This is a genomic window from Mesotoga sp. H07pep.5.4 (genome assembly GCF_003664935.1).
Classification (GTDB): domain Bacteria; phylum Thermotogota; class Thermotogae; order Petrotogales; family Kosmotogaceae; genus Mesotoga; species Mesotoga prima.
Window position 1 is genome coordinate 1 of record NZ_JFHM01000030.1, and the last position, 19,041, is coordinate 19,041.

At 47.1% G+C, this 19,041-nt stretch carries 18 protein-coding genes; 13 read left to right on the plus strand and 5 right to left on the minus strand.

What is annotated here, in order from left to right; genetic code table 11:
• Positions 1-264: 264 nt before the first annotated feature.
• Positions 265-414 carry a hydrolase-like protein gene (locus Y696_RS12335; RefSeq protein WP_121510719.1) on the minus strand — a complete coding sequence of 50 codons (150 nt, stop codon included), beginning with the start codon at positions 412-414 and terminating at the stop codon, positions 265-267.
• Positions 415-644: 230 nt separating this feature from the next.
• Between Y696_RS12335 and nagZ the strand changes: the two genes are divergently transcribed.
• From nagZ to Y696_RS12355, 4 genes are read left to right on the plus strand one after another with little or no spacing between them, the layout of a single operon-like run.
• Positions 645-2,183, plus strand: a complete 1,539-nt coding sequence (gene nagZ / locus Y696_RS12340) for a beta-N-acetylhexosaminidase (protein WP_006489415.1) — start codon at positions 645-647, stop codon at positions 2,181-2,183.
• A gap of 1 nt (position 2,184) precedes the next feature.
• A complete protein-coding gene (gene murQ, locus Y696_RS12345) occupies positions 2,185-3,093 on the plus strand; it encodes an N-acetylmuramic acid 6-phosphate etherase (protein ID WP_006489414.1) in 909 nt (302 codons plus the stop codon).
• On the plus strand, positions 3,090-3,815 hold the full coding sequence (locus tag Y696_RS12350; protein WP_121510699.1) for a GntR family transcriptional regulator: 726 nt from the start codon (positions 3,090-3,092) through the stop codon (positions 3,813-3,815). The genes murQ and Y696_RS12350 overlap by 4 nt, the downstream gene beginning before the upstream one ends.
• Positions 3,812-4,678 (plus strand): BadF/BadG/BcrA/BcrD ATPase family protein, encoded by an 867-nt coding sequence (locus tag Y696_RS12355; RefSeq protein ID WP_014731918.1) that lies wholly within the window; start codon positions 3,812-3,814, stop codon positions 4,676-4,678. The genes Y696_RS12350 and Y696_RS12355 overlap by 4 nt, the downstream gene beginning before the upstream one ends.
• On the opposite strand, the gene Y696_RS12360 is transcribed toward Y696_RS12355, so the two are convergent.
• From Y696_RS12360 to Y696_RS12375, 4 genes are all read right to left on the minus strand, one after another.
• Entirely contained in the window at positions 4,665-5,840 is a 1,176-nt protein-coding gene (locus Y696_RS12360) for an exo-beta-N-acetylmuramidase NamZ domain-containing protein (protein WP_014731919.1), read from the minus strand. The genes Y696_RS12355 and Y696_RS12360 overlap by 14 nt on opposite strands.
• A gap of 10 nt (positions 5,841-5,850) precedes the next feature.
• Positions 5,851-6,678 carry a carbohydrate ABC transporter permease gene (locus Y696_RS12365; RefSeq protein WP_006489409.1) on the minus strand — a complete coding sequence of 276 codons (828 nt, stop codon included), beginning with the start codon at positions 6,676-6,678 and terminating at the stop codon, positions 5,851-5,853.
• Positions 6,679-6,681: 3 nt separating this feature from the next.
• Entirely contained in the window at positions 6,682-7,584 is a 903-nt protein-coding gene (locus tag Y696_RS12370) for a carbohydrate ABC transporter permease (protein ID WP_099772406.1), read from the minus strand.
• Between the two features lie 61 nt (positions 7,585-7,645).
• Complete coding sequence (locus Y696_RS12375) at positions 7,646-8,884, minus strand: ABC transporter substrate-binding protein (protein ID WP_014731920.1); 1,239 nt, start codon at positions 8,882-8,884, stop codon at positions 7,646-7,648.
• A 524-nt stretch (positions 8,885-9,408) separates the two neighbouring features.
• Between Y696_RS12375 and Y696_RS12380 the strand changes: the two genes are divergently transcribed.
• From Y696_RS12380 to Y696_RS12420, 9 genes are all read left to right on the plus strand, one after another.
• Positions 9,409-9,714 (plus strand): cytoplasmic protein, encoded by a 306-nt coding sequence (locus Y696_RS12380; protein ID WP_121510701.1) that lies wholly within the window; start codon positions 9,409-9,411, stop codon positions 9,712-9,714.
• 52 nt (positions 9,715-9,766) lie between these two features.
• Positions 9,767-10,786, plus strand: coding sequence for a 4-hydroxythreonine-4-phosphate dehydrogenase PdxA (gene pdxA, locus Y696_RS12385; RefSeq protein WP_183084235.1), 1,020 nt, complete (start codon positions 9,767-9,769; stop codon positions 10,784-10,786).
• A 492-nt stretch (positions 10,787-11,278) separates the two neighbouring features.
• A complete protein-coding gene (trhA, locus tag Y696_RS12390; RefSeq protein ID WP_121510720.1) occupies positions 11,279-11,971 on the plus strand; it encodes a PAQR family membrane homeostasis protein TrhA in 693 nt (230 codons plus the stop codon).
• A 184-nt stretch (positions 11,972-12,155) separates the two neighbouring features.
• The gene (locus Y696_RS12395; RefSeq protein ID WP_183084232.1) at positions 12,156-13,142 is read left to right on the plus strand and encodes a LacI family DNA-binding transcriptional regulator; all 987 of its coding nucleotides are present in this window, start codon (positions 12,156-12,158) and stop codon (positions 13,140-13,142) included.
• Positions 13,143-13,170: 28 nt separating this feature from the next.
• On the plus strand, positions 13,171-14,418 hold the full coding sequence (locus Y696_RS12400) for an ABC transporter substrate-binding protein (protein ID WP_183084233.1): 1,248 nt from the start codon (positions 13,171-13,173) through the stop codon (positions 14,416-14,418).
• Between the two features lie 61 nt (positions 14,419-14,479).
• Positions 14,480-15,379: a carbohydrate ABC transporter permease gene (locus tag Y696_RS12405; RefSeq protein WP_014731926.1), complete on the plus strand. Its 900-nt coding sequence runs from the start codon at positions 14,480-14,482 to the stop codon at positions 15,377-15,379.
• The gene (locus tag Y696_RS12410; RefSeq protein ID WP_014731927.1) at positions 15,376-16,203 is read left to right on the plus strand and encodes a carbohydrate ABC transporter permease; all 828 of its coding nucleotides are present in this window, start codon (positions 15,376-15,378) and stop codon (positions 16,201-16,203) included. Before Y696_RS12405 ends, Y696_RS12410 begins: the two co-directional genes overlap by 4 nt.
• A 5-nt stretch (positions 16,204-16,208) precedes the next feature.
• Positions 16,209-17,654, plus strand: coding sequence for a cellulase family glycosylhydrolase (locus tag Y696_RS12415; protein ID WP_183084234.1), 1,446 nt, complete (start codon positions 16,209-16,211; stop codon positions 17,652-17,654).
• 126 nt (positions 17,655-17,780) lie between these two features.
• Positions 17,781-18,998: a family 1 glycosylhydrolase gene (locus Y696_RS12420; protein WP_180274861.1), complete on the plus strand. Its 1,218-nt coding sequence runs from the start codon at positions 17,781-17,783 to the stop codon at positions 18,996-18,998.
• Positions 18,999-19,041: the final 43 nt, after the last annotated feature.

Consider the following 19,041-nt stretch of genomic DNA (forward strand, 5'->3'; position numbering starts at 1 on the left):
GCCGGGCGCACCAGATCCCGAAACAAGTTCGGGATGACGGTCTCAATAGCACTGGGGGTCGTTATGGTTCAAACACTTGTGTTCACGAAACCCTAGACTCGAGACCCGTTTTGTTGGACTTTTCTACTCACAATTCACAACTTGCAACTGATTTGTCGCTCTTCCAACCTCTGACTACTGACCTCTAATCTCGGTTTCTCAAAAGCCCAGATCCTGAACAGGAGCATTTCAGATGACAAAATAAGTCCGTCTGATCAGATTACTTTAATTTGCTTGCTCTTTTTCTTTGGTTTTTGCCTCCTGGTGCTTAAGCGCCAGCATCACTTCCCCGGATGCTCTTCCGGGCATCACTTCCTCGCGCCAGCGAGCCTCACTTCCTGCCGGAGGCAGCATCACTTCTGATCTTGATGCCACCAACCCCCAATCTCCGACCCCCAACCACGGTTCTTCCAACAGCAATGCTATCGCATTTTCTATCTGTATCCAAGTTTTCCCTCGGTTACTTAAATGGAACTATAGTCAAATATGATCGATAAGCAGCGGAATCTAAGGTTATGTATATTCATACTATACAAATTTACAATTGACAATACAAGGTAATAAAAACTAGAATTGTATCGTATGAAAACCAAGGAGAATTCAGAATGAATTTCGACGAAGCCGTAGGACGGTTGTTTTTGATTGGAATACCCGGTCCGGAAATCGATAGCGAGACCGAAAGGACACTTCGAGAAGTCAAACCCGGAGCGGTTATTCTCTTTTCGAAGAATATCGTTGATGCTGTTCAGGTAAGGGCTCTCGTAGATGACATTCAAAGAGTCCTTGGGTACAAGCCCGCAATTGCTATCGATCAGGAAGGCGGGATAGTAAGCCGACTGAGGGACGGCTTCTCTGTTTCGCCCGGAGCTATGGCAATAGCCGCCACTGGAAGCACTAAAAACTCCTTCGTTGTTGGAAGAATACTTGCCAGAGAGATGAACGCCATAGGTGTGAATTGGAATCTCGCTCCCGTCGTCGATATTAACTGCAATCCCAAAAACCCGGGAATCGGAGTAAGGAGTTTCGGCGATTCTCCGGATCAGGTTATAGCCTACGCAAGGGCCTTTGTAGAGGGTATGAAGAGTGAAAGAGTGATGAGCTGTTTGAAGCATTTTCCCGGCAAGGGAAGGGTAGATGTCGACGCTCATCTGGATTTACCGATTCTGGACATCCCCCAATCTTTGCTTTATGAATACGAACTGAGACCATTCAAGGAAATTCAAGCAGATTCGATAATGCCTTCGCATATATACATGCCTCAGCTTCAGGCGTCCCGGGTTCCGGCGTCGATGTCGAGAGAGATATTGACGGATCTTGCCAGGAACGTGCTGAATTATCGCGGGGTCCTTGTCGCAGATGATCTGGGAATGGGGGGAGTGAGCAACTACTTCACGCCAGAGGAAGCCGCTATACAGGGTCTGAGAAATGGAATGGATTATCTGACTTACTGCCACGATCCGGTTGTCCAGAGAAGAGTCAAGAAGATTCTGATTAGAGAGATAGAAAAATCGCCAGAGCTGGAAAAGCGTTTCCAGGAATCTCTACAAAGAGTTGAGAAGTTCCGGGTAGAGGCGACCAGTGCCGACAGGTTCTCGATCGAAGAGATCGCCTCCCAGGAGAGTCTGAATGCGATGCAGGAGATTTCCGACAGATCTATCACGGCCATTCTGGAAGACAGTTCTCTTCTTCCCCTTCCAATCGAGAGTGTGAGCGGAATATTCTCTGTAAGGCTTTCAAGATTGGTTCAAGTTGAAGACGGTCCCCAGAAGGGAGTTCCCACTGTGGCCAGAGAGATCGCGCAGATGGCAGACTGTCCGATAATTGACTTCTCGCCTAACATAACCGTCGAAGAAGCGGACAGACTGGCTGCCGATTCCCCGGGAAAGGGAGTAATGTTGGTCTTTACGGAGAACGCTCACCTTCACGAAGGTCAGAGAAAGTTGCTTTTGAAGCTTTCGCAAAGGACGGGAAGAACGCTGGTAATAGCATTGAGAAACCCATATGATGCTTTCCTGGAGGGCGTTAAGAACTGCATAATCAGCTACGGCTACGAAGCGGTTTCGCAAAGGAGCCTTAAGAAGATTCTAGACGGCACGATCAAAGCGCAAGGGAAACTTCCGATAAAGATACCGCAGGAGGTCTAGGATGAAGTTTGATCAACTGGAGACGGAGAGATCTAATCCCAGAACGAGGAATTTAGACGAGCTATCGACGTACGAGATGCTTAGAATTATGAACGAAGAGGATGCAACAGTTCCACTGTCTGTTAGAGAGGTTCTCAATGAAGTTGCCTCTGCGGTTGAGTTATGCGTCAGGTCTCTTGAAATGGGAGGAAGGATCGTATATGCCGGTGCGGGCACAAGCGGCCGTCTAGGTGTCCTTGATGCTGCGGAGGTCGTTCCCACTTTTGGCGTTTCGAAAGACCTGTTTGTAACCATGATAGCCGGGGGCCAGGAAGCCCTCGCAAATGCAGTCGAACAAGCCGAGGACAGCATCGAGTTAGGCGAAGAAGAAGCAAAAAAGGTAGATATAACTGAAAAGGACGCGGTAGTGGGGATCTCGGCTTCGGGACGGACACCTTATGTGGAAGGAATACTGAAGTACGCGAGAAAGCAGGGAGCCAGAACCATCTTGATATGCAACGTCGGGACTCCCCGACTCACCGAGCTTGCCGATGTTACGATAGCCGTCAGGACCGGCCCCGAAGTGATTACCGGCAGCACAAGGTTGAAGGCAGGAACGGCTCAGAAGATGGTCTTGAACATGATCAGCACTGTCACGATGGTCAAGGTCGGCAGAGTCTTCGGAAACTACATGATAGGGGTGAAGATCCTCAATCGCAAACTGGTGGATAGGGCAACCAGAATAGTCTCGGAGATCAGCGATCTCTCTTACGAAGAATCGGAGAAGATACTGGAAGCCTCAGGCAGAGAGGTACCTCTTGCGATTCTCATGGCCCTTACCGGTCTCGGAAAGGAAAAGTGTGAGGAATCTCTCAAACGCAACAGGGGTCATGTGCGTTCGGCTCTCAAAGAACTTGGAGGGGTGAGTTGATAGAAGCGGGAGCTCCGGTCTACTACCGGATATATAAAGAACTTAAACGACGGATAGGAAAGGGAGTCTATTCGAAGAGACTTCCGACCGAAAAGGAGCTCTGCAATGAATTCAACGTGAGCAGGCTGACGCTTCGGAGGGCTTTGGACGAGCTCAAAAGAGAGTCGGTTATCGAGTCTTCCAAAGGCCGGGGAACTTTTATTGTCGACGAGAAGCGAGAGGAGAGCATAAGCTCTCTTACAGGGTTCACCGAGGAAGCTCTCCGAGACAAGCAGAGGGCAAGATCCGTTGTCCTGAGTGATGGACTGGTAGTTCCGCCAGAAGAAATCGCAAAGCTCTTCAGCATCCCCGAAGACGCCATGGTTGTGTTGCTGGAAAGGGTAAGATATCTCAACGACGAGCCCTACGGAATTGAAAGGGCTTACCTGAACCCGCTGGCAGATATCAGGATTCTCAACATCGTGAACAGAGATATGAGCGAGGCATCGCTTTATAATATCCTGAAGAACGAACTTTCACTGGTTCTCGATCACGCGTTGGAGAACATCGAGGTCTGCAGACTGACGAAAGAAGAGGCGAAGCACCTCAAGGTCAACGAGAACAGCTATGGAATAAGACGCGAGAGACAGACATTTACCGACAAGAACATCTGTGTTGAAGTGGTGAGATCCGTATACAGAGGCGACCGTTACAGACTTAAAGTTGTGAGGAGAGTAGAATGACCAGAAAGATAATAGCGATGGATGGAGGCGGGACGAATCTTAGAGTCACTTGCATATCCAGCGAGGCCAGGTTCAGGAAGAACTATGGCACCGGAGTCAATATTACGGCTGTCAGTAGCGCGAATTTAGTATCGATCTTCTCGCTGGTTCGAGACGACGTTGGAATTCCCGATTACATAGTCGCGGCCTTCTCCGGCGCTGGAGACAAGACTCGCGAAGAAAAGCTGAGACAGGCGCTGCATTATGTTTTCGGCAATATTGAGATTGAAGTTATCATGGATATAGAAGGTCTGTACAGAGCTGCCGTCGGAGAGGCTAGAGGTGTCGTGGTCGTTTCGGGAACGGGATCGACAGTCTACGGTCATGACCGGGAAGGAAAGGCCGTCAAGTCCGGCGGCTGGGGCCATATCTTCGATGACGAGGGAAGCGCCTACTGGATTTCTAAGGAATTGATCACTGCCTCTCTGAAGTATAGGGACGGTCTGATTCCTCACGACCCCATCTTCGACAAATTGGTCGAGTTCTTCGAAATGAGTACTATTGAAGAGCTCGTAAACCTCACCCTCATGCCCGACATGAAGACAGAGATAGCGTCTTTCAGCAGGGTGGCGCTTGAAAACCCCACCGGGCTTGCAAGAAGAATCGCTGACGAAGGAATAGAGATACTCGCAAAGAGAACACTCAATGTCCTGGAAAAAACAGGCGAGGTAGAAACCATCCATACATTTGGTGGTTCCTTTGCCTCGGCCTACTATAACAATAAGTATTCAGAGATGATAAACAATCACAGGACAACGCTATTCACGGGCAATGTCGATGAGATCCTTGCCGAGCAGGCATTCGAGAAACTCAATAGATCCTGAACTCTCTTACTAGATTCTCGAACTCTCTCTGCTCGTCTTTCCACAACCCGGAAAGTTCGGCGGCCGTGGCTCCTTCCAGGAGCCTTTCTCTGTACTGCTCGTCGCCCATTATAAGGTCGAAATGGTACCTGCCGTCCCACATCTTGTTCAGTGGGATGCTGGTTCCGTGATAATGAACATCCCAGTCGAATTTTTCCGGCCAAAGCTTCATGAGAGTGGCGATAATATCTAGGGCAAGTTCCAAAGGTTTGATTGCGTTTCTATCAGTAACATAGAACTCGAGGCCATTACAGGGCTGGTCGTGAAGCTTGAATGCTCCCGGAATGAAACTCCTCTCTCTGAAGGCAACACCAGGATGATCGTGCTCTTTAAGTTCCTTATAGAGCGGTGCCGAGTCGATCCATGGCGCTCCTATGTATTTGAAGGGATGAACAGTACCGCGCCCCATTGACAGGTTCGTGCCCTCGAAGAGGCAGAAGCCCGAGTAGAGTATTGCGTGCTCGAGCGAGGGAATATTCGGGGAAGGTGTGCTCCAGAGATGACCGGTCTCATCATAGTACATATACTTCTCGTAATTCTCCATCGGAACTACTGTAAGATCGGCACCGATATCGAAGACCTTGTTGAAGTACTTTGCCACCTCTCCAACGGTCATGCCATATCTCAGAGCCAGGCCATACCCGCCGACAATGCTGTCAAGCCTCTTCTTTATTGTGGGGCCCGCGATCTTGCATGAAAGCGGATCTGGTCTATCGAGGATGACTACCTCTATCCCCCTTTTCGCGCACTCCTCCATTGAATAGACGAGGGAGTAGAGATAAGTATAGAATCTAAGACCTACGTCCTGAATATCGTAAACGAAGGCATCGATTCCGGAAAGCATCTCTTCCGTCGGTCTTATCACATCTCCAAAGAGCGAATAGATCGGTATACCATACTTTGGGTCCACCGCGTTGTTGACGCTCACTCCATCGGCTGCGGCTCCCGAGATACCGTGCTCGGGTCCGAAAAGCTTCACGATGTTGAATCCCCCGTTCAGCATGAGATCGACGTTGATTTTCAGATCTCCGTTTACGCCGCTCGAATTCGTCAGCAACCCGATCCGTTTCTTCTTCAGTATGTCGCTCTCTAAGAGACAGTCTATACCAAGCTTAACTTTCATACCCAGCACCTCACTTTATTGCTCCTTGCGTCATGCCCGTTATAAACTGCCTGGAGAACAACAGGAAGAGTATTATCGTTGGAGCGACGGCCAGCGTAAGCCCCGAGAACAAAAGATGCCACTGGTTCACATACTCCCCGAAGAAGATCGAAACTGCCAGAGTGATTGTCGCCTTCGATCTATCCGTGATGAAGATGAGCGGGAAGAAGAAGTCGTTCCATACGTTGACGAAGCTGACGATCGAGACTATCGACAGGGCAGGCTTGACCAGAGGAAGAATTATTCTCCAGTAAATCTGCATCGGAGAAGCGCCGTCGATTCTTGCAGCTTCTGAAAGCTCGTTAGGGACTCCGTCAATAAAATTCTTCAGAAGGAATACGGAGAACGGGATGTTGATTGAAGTGTAGATTATTATCAGTCCCAGTAGCGAGTTCGTCAGATCGAAGTTTCGCATCAGTATGAATATAGGAATAATAGCGAGTCTCGCCGGAAAAGCCAGACCCAGCATAGAGTAAATAAAGAGGAATCTTCTTCCTTTGAAAGTGTACTTCGAAATCGCGTAAGCGAACATCGAAGAGACAATTACAATACCGATGACGGATACCCCGGCAACGATCAAACTGTTCTTGTAACCCGTTCCTATTCCGGCCTGTTGCCATGCCTTCGAATAGTTTTCGAAGAGGACTTTCGACGGGAATGAAAATGGTTGCAAATAGATCTCTCTCATTGATTTGAGAGAGTTCATGATCATAATGAAAAACGGAACCAGAATGATCAAACAGTAAACAACCAGAAGGAAGTAGACTACGATTTTACCGAAAAGGCTAAGCTTCAGCATGATTCATGAACTCCTTTGTCTCTTCTCGACTATGAAGACATACAATATAGAGACGGGCATGACTATGGCAAAAATGAAGACCGTTACCGAAGCCCCCAGCCCCATATCAACGGCTCCGCTACCAAGTCCACCGAAGGCCGTTCTGTAGAAAAGCGTTCCGAGAACGTCTGTAGATCTGTAGGGACCGGCTTGAACGCCTTCCAGAGCATATACCATGTCGAATATATTGAAACTCCAGATGAAGAGGAGAATTGCTAGCGTTCTGAATGTGGAGAATGCCAGCGGGAATATGATTCTCCAGGTTATCCTCCAGTTGTTCGCTCCGTCGATATAGGCGGCTTCTATCAGTTCGGGTGAAATATCCAGAATCGCCGCCAGAATTACAAGCACATAGAATCCGAGATTTCGCCACACGTTTACAAGAATTATTGTTGTAAGAGCTGTGTTTGCCTGACCTAACCAGGGTTGGGCCAAACTCCCCAGTCCGACAGTTCTTAAGAGCTGGTTCACCAGTCCGGCCTGAGGATTCAGAAAGAGAACCCACATGAAGCCGACCAGAACTAGGGGTATCATATTCGGGATATACGTGATTACCCTGAATACTCCGGCTCCCTTTATCTTGCTTGCCAGCATCAAAGCGATTAAAAAGCCCAGTCCAAGTTCGAGAATCGTGAGCATTATGAAGAAGTAAACGTTGTGGAAAAATGCGTTGAACAACTCCTTGGAAAAGCTTCCGGAGAAGAGAGTCTGAAAGTTCTTCAGTCCGACGAAGGTTCTCGGCCCCACGCCCGACCAGCTGAAGAAGCTCAGAATTAAGCTGTCAAACAGCGGATAGATTATGAATATCGAATACAGGATTAGAGCAGGTAAGATGAAGACGAGAAGGTATCTGAGTTTTATTTGCATCTTCGTTCTCCTCTATAAACTCCTCCCCGCCTACCGGCGGGGAAGAGAAAAAATCTATCGTTTACTGATTCATCAAAGGTGGGTACCACTGAGATATTGCATCCTGAGCCATCTGAGAGAGTCCTTCGGGGGTAAGCTTGCCTGCGTAAAGAGCTTGCATTCCCGGGCTGAGAACGTCGTCGTACAGAGAAGGCTTCTGTGTCGTGAAGACAGATCCTACCCAGTAGACCCATGGAGAAGCGTTGTTGTTGTAGACATCCAGAACTTCTTCAAGAAGAGGATCCGGTGGAATCGATGCTCCGAGAACGGCAGGGATGTTGTAGGTGATTCCGGCGAATATCGTTCCGAATTCAGGTGTAGCACAGAACTTGATTATCTCCTTGGAGTCCTCGAGGTTCTTGACATTAGATGTCAATGCTATGGCTCCGTCGAGATACGTGTAGGCATAAGGTGTCTGATCCTCGGTAAGTGGTGGGACCATGAAATATCCGACATTTAGATCTGGATTCAGATCTTTCCATGTCTGGTAACCCCAGGCGCCGTAGAACACCATCGCTGCCTGGCCGAAGGCAAATGCCGCGTCCTGATCTACAGTCGTGTTTCCCATGAAACCGTCCTGATAGTAAACCTTCAGGTCGTTCAGTCTCTTGTTCAGATCGGTGAACTTTGGATCGAGGAAGTTTGTTTTGCCTTCTGTTAACGCCTTTATCCAGTCGGGTCCAAGCACACTGACACCACACATCGCGTGCTGCATCGTGAGTGCCCAAGCTTCCTTCCCGTAGAGGAAAAACGGTGTGATTCCCTTGTTCTTGATAACTTCAGCGTTGGCGACTAATTCATCCCATGTTGCAGGTTCCTCTAGTCCGAATTCTTCGTAATAGTCTTTGTTGTAGAATATTCCAACTACTTGGACTGCAAAGGGAACTCCGTAAACCTTATCTTGCCAGGTAACTGAGTTCAGAGCGGCCTGCGGGAAGTTCGACATATCCGTAAACTCGTCGATTGGAAGGTAAAGGCCATTCTCGATCAGAACCTGAGTCCTTCCTCCGGGAAGTCTTCTGGAGTATACGATATCCGGACCTTCGCCGGTCTGGAGAGCAAGGGCAACCTTCGAGTCGTATTCCGTTGGTGCGAATGCCGTGTATTCGATCGTGATGTCGAGACCTTTGCTCTTCAAAGCCGCTTCGACTTCTTCCCATACCTGAGCATCCTGCGTCCGCCAGCTCCAGATTGTGACTTTGCCGGCAAATGCGCTTACAGCAATGATCGCGACCAAAGCCAGTAACAAGAATTTCTTCATACTTTCCCCTCCTACAAAATAAAGTTGAGTACATACTTACGGTATAACACAATAGAAATATCACAGATCAAACAAAACCCGGTAAAGACCGCGCTTGCCGTTCATAGAAATAAAGAAGAACAAGAACTTATGCCCAATATTGTTAGTATGATTATACAATATGTACTAATCCAAAATAAAACTCCGAAAACCATTGCACAGGCAAGATCAGTAGAGCTCATTGCCAGAATTCAACACTATGCCGGCCTCAATGCAAGACAAAAGAGATCGATCCTGCAAAATTCCATTTTCCACGCAAACAAACTACCTTTACTGAGAAAATATCAGAAATTCTTCAATACAAGAGCATCCATGAAAACCCGCTAATTTGAGACTACTTACTCAAGAGTGTGGTTTAGGTGGGAAATTGACTTCATGAAAACAGACTAATCGGATAGAATCATGATATAAGTAGTAAACACGACATCAGATGATCCCGTCAACCGGAGTTTTGTGATCACTGCATTGTCTCTTGGAGGTGGCAGATGGAAAGGGTTATCGTAACTATTGAGGCCAGTATGGAAGGTACTGTTGATAACTTCCTGTTGATGAGACACAGAGATGTCGAGTACCTAAAAGAGGCGCTTGTCACGGATGATTTCGAAAGAATGATGGAGATTGTGAAAGACTTGAGTGAAGAGGGAAGATGCTGCGGTTTTGACTTCATTGCTTCGATTGGGACGAAGCTCTTCGCCGCCGCCTCTGAGAAGAACAAGCTGGCCGCCGAAATTTGCGTGGACCTTTTCAGCTGGTATATGACGAGAATCAGGACGGAAGTATTCGGAGAGTGATACAGTTTCATACGAAGAGAGGTCTTGGAGGTTACGATTGATTCTGAAACCCATGGAGCAGCCGGTTTTACCGGAAAGGATATCAGATAAACCTGCAATAGCCATTACCGAAGGTGATCCTGCTGGGATTGGGCCGGAAATCGTCTCGAAAACCATCGCCAGTGGAGAGATCTTCGAGATCTGCAGACCGATTGTGATAGGTGAGTTCGGGACTCTTCAAAGAGAAATAGACAGAAACCATTTAGGCATGAAAATAGAGACGGTCTCCGAGATAACCGATCAGACGGAATTCTCCCCGGGAACTCTCTCTTTGATCGACATGGCAAACCTCTATAGACTTCCGGAGTATGGAAAAGTCGATAGAGCATGCGGGAGAGCGGCTTTTGAATTTCTCGAGAAGGCGGTAGAGCTGGCAGAAGAGGGAAGAGTGTCTGCAATTACAACCGCCCCAATAAACAAGCTTTCTTTAAAGGCTGCGGGAATACCTTATGTGGGGCACACCGAGATTCTCGGCGCCCTGACGGAGACAATAGATCCCCTGACGATGTTCGAGATCGCGGGAGAGATGAGAGTTTTCTTTCTCTCCAGACACCTGTCGCTAATAGACGCCTGTAGAATGGTCAAGAAAGACAGGGTCTACAATTACATATTGAGATGCGAAGCTGCTCTGAAACGGCTTGGAATACAGCTGACGAAGCCGATCGGTGTGGCGGCTCTCAATCCTCATGGGGGAGAAGGCGGTCTCTTCGGAAGCGAAGAAACCGAAGAGATTATTCCGGCAGTAGAACTAGCAAGAAAGAAGGGCATAGATGTTGTTGGTCCCATAGGTGCCGATTCGATCTTCAATATGGCGAGGAAGGGTGTCTTCTCCGCCATCATCTCTATGTATCATGATCAAGGACACATTGCAACGAAGACCCTCGATTTCGAGAGGACGGTCTCAATAACCCTGGGAATGCCTTTTCTTAGAACTTCCGTGGATCACGGAACGGCCTTCGACATAGCCGGAAAGGGAATCGCCGATCCCACAAACTTGATCGAGGCAGTGAAAGCCGCGGCTCGATATTCTTAGATTCAGTCAATCTTCTTCATTGGGTGGTTTGATGTCGATTTAGGCTTCATGAAAGTCTGTTGTGATTGCTTGACAAGTATCATGCCCGGCTGCTTTTACTAAGGTCTTCAAACATTAGCAAATCGATTTTTCAAAAACCGAGTCCCTTTTCAGCTTTGGTTCAGGGTTTCTGCACGGGATCTTATTCCTACATTATTGCTCTTCCTCACATGATCAATGTAGCGTAGAAGAAAATAAGCATCGGAAAGATTCATGAATTATCTAGAGGATTCACGTAAATCTAATGCAAAAAACCGAGTCTGTCCTTTTTCAACAATATCCGCTTTCGTGATTTTTCGACTACCTGCTTTCTGAAGATTTTCCATGCTTCTTTCGAGTAGATTCAATCTGATGCAACGTTAGAGAATGCTGGAGAATAGCACCGCTTCCCTGAAGCGAAGCATGGAATGGTCTATAATAGAAGATCAAATACTTTTCCAGAAAGGAAGCTTCATGAATACAGTTGAAGGCCGAAGAGTCGATCCAATGGTATCCAGCGAAAACTCCAACGAAGGATTCAATGCGATAAGCCATATATTGGCTGCCGTTCTTGGTCTCGCAGGGCTGGTCCTGCTAGTTGTTTTTTCTGCCATTCAACAGAAGTGGCTCCATCTGGTAAGCTTTTCGATATACGGAACGACCGTCGTCGTTTCAATGACCTTGAGCGGTCTTCTCCACTTCTTCCTCTGGTTCAGAAAGTATTACAGGATCTTCGCGATCCTCGATCACAGCGCAATATACTTGCTTATCGCCGGCACCTACACCCCTTTCTGTCTCGTTGTAGTAGGAGGCTGGGTTGGCTGGACGGTCTTCGGGATAATCTGGGGACTTGCCATCCTCAACATCGTGCTGAAGTCTGTTTTCTTCTCCACTATGCCGCTATGGGTTTCGATGGCGGGCTATCTCTCGATGGGGTGGCTGTCGCTTGCCATGGTCTACAGTGTTTACATACGTCTGGGGCAATCGGCAATCCTCCTTCTGCTTCTCGGCGGCTTCTTCTATACTGTGGGCGCGGTGATCTTCATACGTGAGAAACCGAATCCCTTCCCCGGTAAGTTCGGTAACCATGAGATCTGGCATATCATGGTTATGCTTGGCAACCTTACCTTTCTCCTGATGATGTTTATCTACGTCTTGCCTCTCTAGAAACTGCCATCACATGATATTAACAGAATAATCGAATCATTCTGAATTATTCGGTTATAGATGTCCCAGAACGCCCATAGTCGTTCTAGAATTGCTTTGGACCTAAGTTACTAAGGTGTTAGAATAAATGCAAACGTTTCCGCAAACGTTTGCGGCATCGTTGGTGAATTTGGAGGTGTCCCGAATGGCTAGAATCACCATAAAGGATGTTGCAAAGTCACTTGAGCTTTCAGTATCAACTGTTTCTCGAGCCCTGAATGATAAGGGGGATGTTGATGAGAAGACCAGAGAGAAGGTTAAGAATAGAGCGAGGGAACTCGGTTACACGCCAAACATGATGGCGAAGGCGCTAAAGGGAAAGACGCTTGGGTTGCTCGGAGTAATAATTGATGACAATACTAACCCTTTTTACGCGGAAGTCGTTAAGGGAATGGAGAGAGAAGCTAAGAAGCATGGATTCCACCTTCTTCTTGTGAACACTGCTGCTGATTACGAGGAACAGGTCTTTGCGATCGAGTTCTTGCAGAACAAGGGAGTAGACGGAATCCTTATCGCTCCTGTCGATGATACGAAACCTGTCGAGATGGATGGTATCAAGGTACCTTTTGTAATAGTCGGTAGGCACTTCGAGAAGAGCGATTTCTGTGAAGTCTACAATGATGAGGAACTTGGGGGATACATCGCAACTCGACACCTGCTCGAAGCGGGACGCTCAAACATTATCACAGTTCAACCGGATATGAATATCTTCCCTACCCGGGGAAGAAGTCTCGGCTATAGAAAGGCGCTGCAGGAATATTCCGCTGAATCTGCAAATTCGGCCATCGAACTCAAATCTTCTCCAGAAAACGCCGGGAAAGTTGTTCTAGAGTATCTTGAATCCAGCGGAACTTGCGATGCAGTTTTTGCCTACAACGACATGTATGCTCTCGAGATAATCGCCCTACTACATTCTAAGGGTATAAGAGTTCCCGAAGAGATTGCGGTGGTCGGATATGATGACATACCCTATTCGGTCTATGTTTGTCCAACCCTTACTAGCGTTGCGCTTGATAAGGATTGGCTCGGAAGAACCAGTACCGAGATGCTCATCAAGATGATCAAAGGCAAGAAAATTAGAGAGAAGAGATATGTGCAGAAACCTGTTCTCAGAGTTAGAGACTCTGGGTAGGAATAACCGAACAAGGGAGGGGTTTTTTGTGAAGAAACTGCTTGTTTTCTCATTGTCAGCCTTACTTTTCTTCTCAGTCTCTGCTTTTGGATTAGTCACTCTCGAATACTGGACGGGTTTTACAGGGCCCGACGGTAGTTTCATGCAGGAACTTGTCGACAAGTTCAACGAAGAACACAAGGACGAGATTCAGGTAAACATGAGCACCATGCTATGGGCGGACTATAACACAAAGGTGCCCATAGCACTTGCAAGCGGAAAGGGACCGGATGTTGGTATTGCCCATGTGGACAACATCAGAAGTTTTGTGAGTCAGGGAATGCTTCTACCTTTGGATGAGTACCTTGAGATCATGAACATGAAAGAGGGAGACATAGTCTCTTCGGTTTGGGATGCCGTTCATGTAGACTCAAGTGTGTACGGAATTCCACTTGATGTCCATCCTCTCGTCTTCTACTGGAACAAGGACCTTTTCGAAGAGGCCGGTCTTGATCCAGAGAATCCTCCGACGACTCGAGATGAATTCGTTGAGGCCGCGAAGCTTCTTACGAAGGACACTAACGGAGACGGAACAATCGACCAGTGGGGCACAATGATTCCAGTAGGTTGGCCTAACTACTTCATATGGTTTTCTACCTTCTTCTCCAATGGGGGAGTGCTGTTCAACGAAGATTTGACGAAGGCCGCCTTCAGTAGTCCTGCCGGAATCGATGCAATGCAGTTCTTGGTGGATCTGGTTTTCAAGCATAAGGTTTCGCCAGAAAAGGTACAGGTCGACGCAGACATCGACGCTTTCAAGAGAGGTACCTGCGCAATGGAATTCAACGGAATCTGGATGCTGACTGACTACATGAAAGTTGAAGGTCTGAATTTCGGCGCCGGGCCGGTCCCACAATTAGGGTCTGAAAAGCCGGCAAACTGGGCCGGTTCTCACACTATGGTCATCTACAAACAGAGAAAACAGGACAAAGAAAGAACTGAGGCCGCTGCCAAGTTCATAAGCTGGATAAGCAATCACAGCTACGAATGGGCACTTGCAGGCCAGATTCCCGCTAACATCTCTGTTCAGAATAGTCCAGAGTTCCTGTCCTTGCCGTATCACAGCACAATTGCCAAAGGTGCTGAATACGTTGTTTTCCCGCCTTTCTTCCCAAAGTACGGCGATGCTACAGGCCCGATATGGGAAGCGTTGAACCTTGCCATTTTGGGACAAAAAACGGTTGAACAAGCTCTTAGCGACGCGGAAAGAATAAGCAACGAAATTCTTCAAGACTAACTGAACCTTATGTCCCTTCCGGAGAGGTTTTCCGGAAGGGACATTCATCGAGGAGGTTCTCTTGAGAACAAAGAAGGTTATTCCATATATTCTCATTCTGCCCCATGCGGTGTTCTTTGGCGTGTTTTTCATTTTCCCGTTATTCAAGAGTGTTTATATGAGCCTCACAGAGTGGGGATTGTTTCAAGGCATGATTAAATATGTCGGGTTGGATAATTACGAGAAGATCTTCGATTTCAGTGGATATAGATCGGAATACTTCTGGAAGGCAATATGGGTAACCGTTCAATTCGTTATCTATTCTGTACCCGTGCTTGTTTTTGTTGCAACCGGGCTGGCTCTTATGCTAAACAGCAAGAAGCTGAAGGCAAAGAGCCTGCATCTTACGGCGACTTTTGTTCCTACCGCGCTCTCCGTAACCGTCGTGGCTGTAATGTGGAGATGGATATTGAACAATCACTCCGGCCTGCTGAACTACGTTCTGAGTTTCTTCGGCATCGACAAAGTCCCCTGGCTCACAGATCTACCCTGGGTTTGGTTTTCTATTGTCATCGCGACAGTATGGTGGACAGTAGGCTGGAACACCGTGATCCTTCTGGGCGGGCTCAAAAAGATTCCCGATTCTCTGTATGATTCTGCCAAGGTCGATGGGGCAAATTCAATTCAAAGGTTTTTCTATGTAACGCTTCCCGGTCTCAAGCAAGTGATGATGTTTGTAGTCATAACTCAGGTACTTGCCGGATTCGGGTTGTTTGCTCAACCTCAACTGATGACTGGCGGTGGTCCCGGGAGGGAGACGATTCCGATAATGCTCCACATTTATGGAGAGGCATTTAATCCTTCGAGGCCGAGAATGGGTTACGCAACAGCCATGTCATTAATCACGGGAGTGATAGTAGTTTCCGTAACCTTCCTCCAGTACTATCTCTTCACAAGAAGTAGCAAGGAGGACCGGCGATGAGGAGAAGAGGTTTTGGAATAAACATAGTTGCTTTACTGATCTCTCTCATATTCCTTTTCCCGCTTTACTGGACTTTCCTGACCGCATTCAGAACTGAAGCCCAGATACTGGCCTGGCCGCCTGACTTCTTGCCAAGAAACCTTACAACTTCGAACTTCAAAGAGGTTCTGTCACATCCTCACGATACTCCAGTTTTTCGGTGGTTCTTGAACAGTGTGATCGCCGCCGTGAGCTACGCAAGCCTTTCAGTGTTTGTGGGGATTCTTGCCGCCTTCGCTCTTGCAAGGTTGAAATTCAGATTCAGAGATACTTATTTCAAGCTGATGCTGGTTTCCATGGCGGTACCTGGGATGATTCACTTTCTTCCCAACTATACTACGGTAGAAGCCTTTGGATGGACAGACAGTCTTATAGCGATAATCGTTCCGGGTCTGGCCTCCACTTTTGGAATCTTTCTCTTGAGGCAGTTTTTCATAAGCATTCCGAGAGAAATCGAAGAGGCTTCTATAATAGACGGGGCAAACATCAGGCAGCGAATCCTTTACATTATAGCGCCCCTTGCGAAAGAGTCAATAATCATTCTATGGGTGATGAACTTCATGTCCAACTGGAACGACTACTTATGGGCGCTTGTCGTTCTTTACTCTCCTGAGAAGAGGACCATGCCGGTAGGAATCTCGACACTTCAGGGGAAGTACGTTACGCAGTACGGCCCTTTGATGGCCGGTGCTCTCTTTGTTGCCGTTCCCTCAATACTAATATTCCTCCTGGTCCAGAGGTACTACATTAAGGGAATAGACATAAGCGGTGGAGTAAAGGAGTAATGCTCATGAAGAGACTATTCGTGATTTTTATATTCTTGGCGGTGGCTTTCAGCGGAATAGCTTCGTTTGTCAAGATATCACCTGCCGGGAAGTATTTCGAACACAACGGAAGAGCGATTGTTCCTGTAGGATTCAATGACGCAATAACCTGGCCTTCATTGATTTCTCTGAGCTATGGCAACAAGGAGGCCGCCGAGGAGTACTTCGAGAAGCTCTCCCACTATGGAGTGAATACACTGAGGATCATGTTTGAATATGCACAGGACAGGTCTGGTCTATCACTTTTCGAGTCACCGCTCGGAACATACAACGACACCGTAATAGGTATATGGGACAACATAATCTCTCTTGCCGAGAAGTACAATATCTACCTCATAATAACGCCCTGGGACCCTTTCTGGATGTATGAAAACTGGGATGTAAATCCTTACAACGCCGACAACGGCGGCCCGATATCTACAATGGCCGAGTTTCTTACAGATGAAGAAGCGCTGGAATGGCAGAAGGCCAGATTTAAGTTCATGATCGAAAGATATGGAGCAAGCGAGCAGATTCTTGCATGGGAGCTAAACAACGAAATCGAGTTGTGGTACGGTCACATCTTCTATAAGGCAGATTACTCAGTTGGCAATGAAGCGAGAAAATGGATCGAAGAGATCTCGACTTTCATAAGGGCGTTGGAGAGAGATCTCTACGGAGAAACTCACCTCCTGACAGTCTCGACTGCGAAGCCTGCCCTTACGGGTATTCTGTCCGGAAAGCTCTACAGATTCGATCACATTGATTTCTTCACTACACATTTCTATTTTGACACGATAAAGGATCCGAAGGATCCCATAAAGATCGCCGAAGACGTCGTAATGAACATAAATTACCACAATTATCTCTTCAACGATTCTATTCCATTCATGGACAGCGAGAGCGGACCCATAGATCGATGGCCTCAACCCTCAAGATTCGATACGGCCTGTTATAAGGCATTTTCCTGGGCCCACCTTGCTTCGGGAGGTACTGGAATCGGAATGCGGTGGCCATATACTTCTCCACACCTCATGCCTGATTATCTGCTGCAAGTTCTGAAACCGATCTCACAGTTCATAGAATCCGAAGGAATCGACTGGCTCGATTTCTCGGGAATCAATCTTGATAACGAAATCATCATTAGTTCAGATAAAGATATATTTCATACATGTAGCGGGAATAGTTTCGAAAATCTCACCTCGGTGATCGGATGGGTCGCTTCCAAAGAGACAATTGGAAATGTAGTTATTGAATCTTCTGCTCTTGATGAGGGCACTTACTTACTTGAGATTTGGAGCGACAGTTACGAAAGGGATGTCGATTCCTATATTTTAGGCTCTTTTGAGTTTGATTCGAAAGGCGACTTCTCTCTGCAGCTATCTATAGATCAATCCAGTTTTGCATACAAGATTTACAGGATAGAATCATGAATTGGAGCAAAGATCATATTTTCTTAGTTTAAGAAGGAAGGAAACGGAACCTTCTCACATTAGAGCGCCTCAAACATTGCAATGAATACTGCTAAAGACAGATTATCATTAGAGGATCGGGTGAGTATGATGAAAAAAGAGTTCATGTGGATAGCGGGAATTGAAGACACATTTGTGACAAAGACGGACAGGACTTCGGCAAGATCTCTCGATGAGTACGAGCTCACACAACATTACTCGAACTGGGAAGGAGATCTTGAGATTATCGCAGATACGGGGTTCAAGTATGTTAGGTATGGAATTCCCTGGTACACGGTGAACCCGGAAAAAGGGAGATTTGATTTCTCATGGACCGACAGAGTATTTGATTTCATGGGTGAGAGGGGCCTTATCCCAATAGTTGACTTCATTCACTACGGTACACCCCACTGGATGGACAATGGTTTTCTCAACAGCTGTTTTCCGGATTACATGGCTGATTATGAGTTGGAGGTTCTTGAAAGGTATAAAAAGTCAATTGATCTCTTCACTCCCATGAATGAACCGTTCATTACCCAGGAATTCTGCGGCCGCCAGTCAATCTGGCCCCCTTATTTAAGTGGGGACGACGGTTTTGTCAAACTCCTCATCGCGACGGCAAAAGGGATAATGAAATCAGTTTCGTCTATAAAGAGAGAACTACCTAACAAATACGCCCTTCACGTCGAAGCGTCGGGCATCTTCTTTTCTGCCGAACGAGAACTTCAAGAGGAAGTGAAGAAGATGAATGAAATGAGATATTTGACCTATGATCTTATACAGGGGAAGGTAGACACCAAACATTGTCTTTTCGATTACCTGTACAAAAACGGGGTTGGTAGTGAAGATCTCGACTGGTTCACAGAAAACAGAATAACGGTCGACGGATTCGGGGTTAATTACTATCCACAACTTAGTGTCTTCGAAGTCTCGAAAGAAAAGGGAAAAATACGCACCACGCCGTTCTATGGAGGGACAGAATATCTCGAGAAACTGATTGTGAGTTATCACGAGAGATACGGTGGCCCGATATTCCTTACGGAAACAAGCATAAACGGAGAGCCAGATCATCAGATTCTCTGGTGGAGAGAGTCGCTCAAACTCGTAGAAGATCTGATAGATAGAGGGATAGACCTGAAAGGATACACGTGGTTTCCCGCAATAGATCTGATAAACTGGGATTATCGTTATGGATCCGAGCCAGTGGAGAAGTATTTAGAACCCATGGGTTTCGTCAGTCTCAAGATGGACCCCTCCAGGCAGTTCAGGAGATCTACGGGAGAACTAGCAACTGTCATGAGGAACGACTTGCGAGGCGAAGAGTAGTATTCTCGAAGATTATTTTTGGCAGACATCAGAAAGCAGGTAA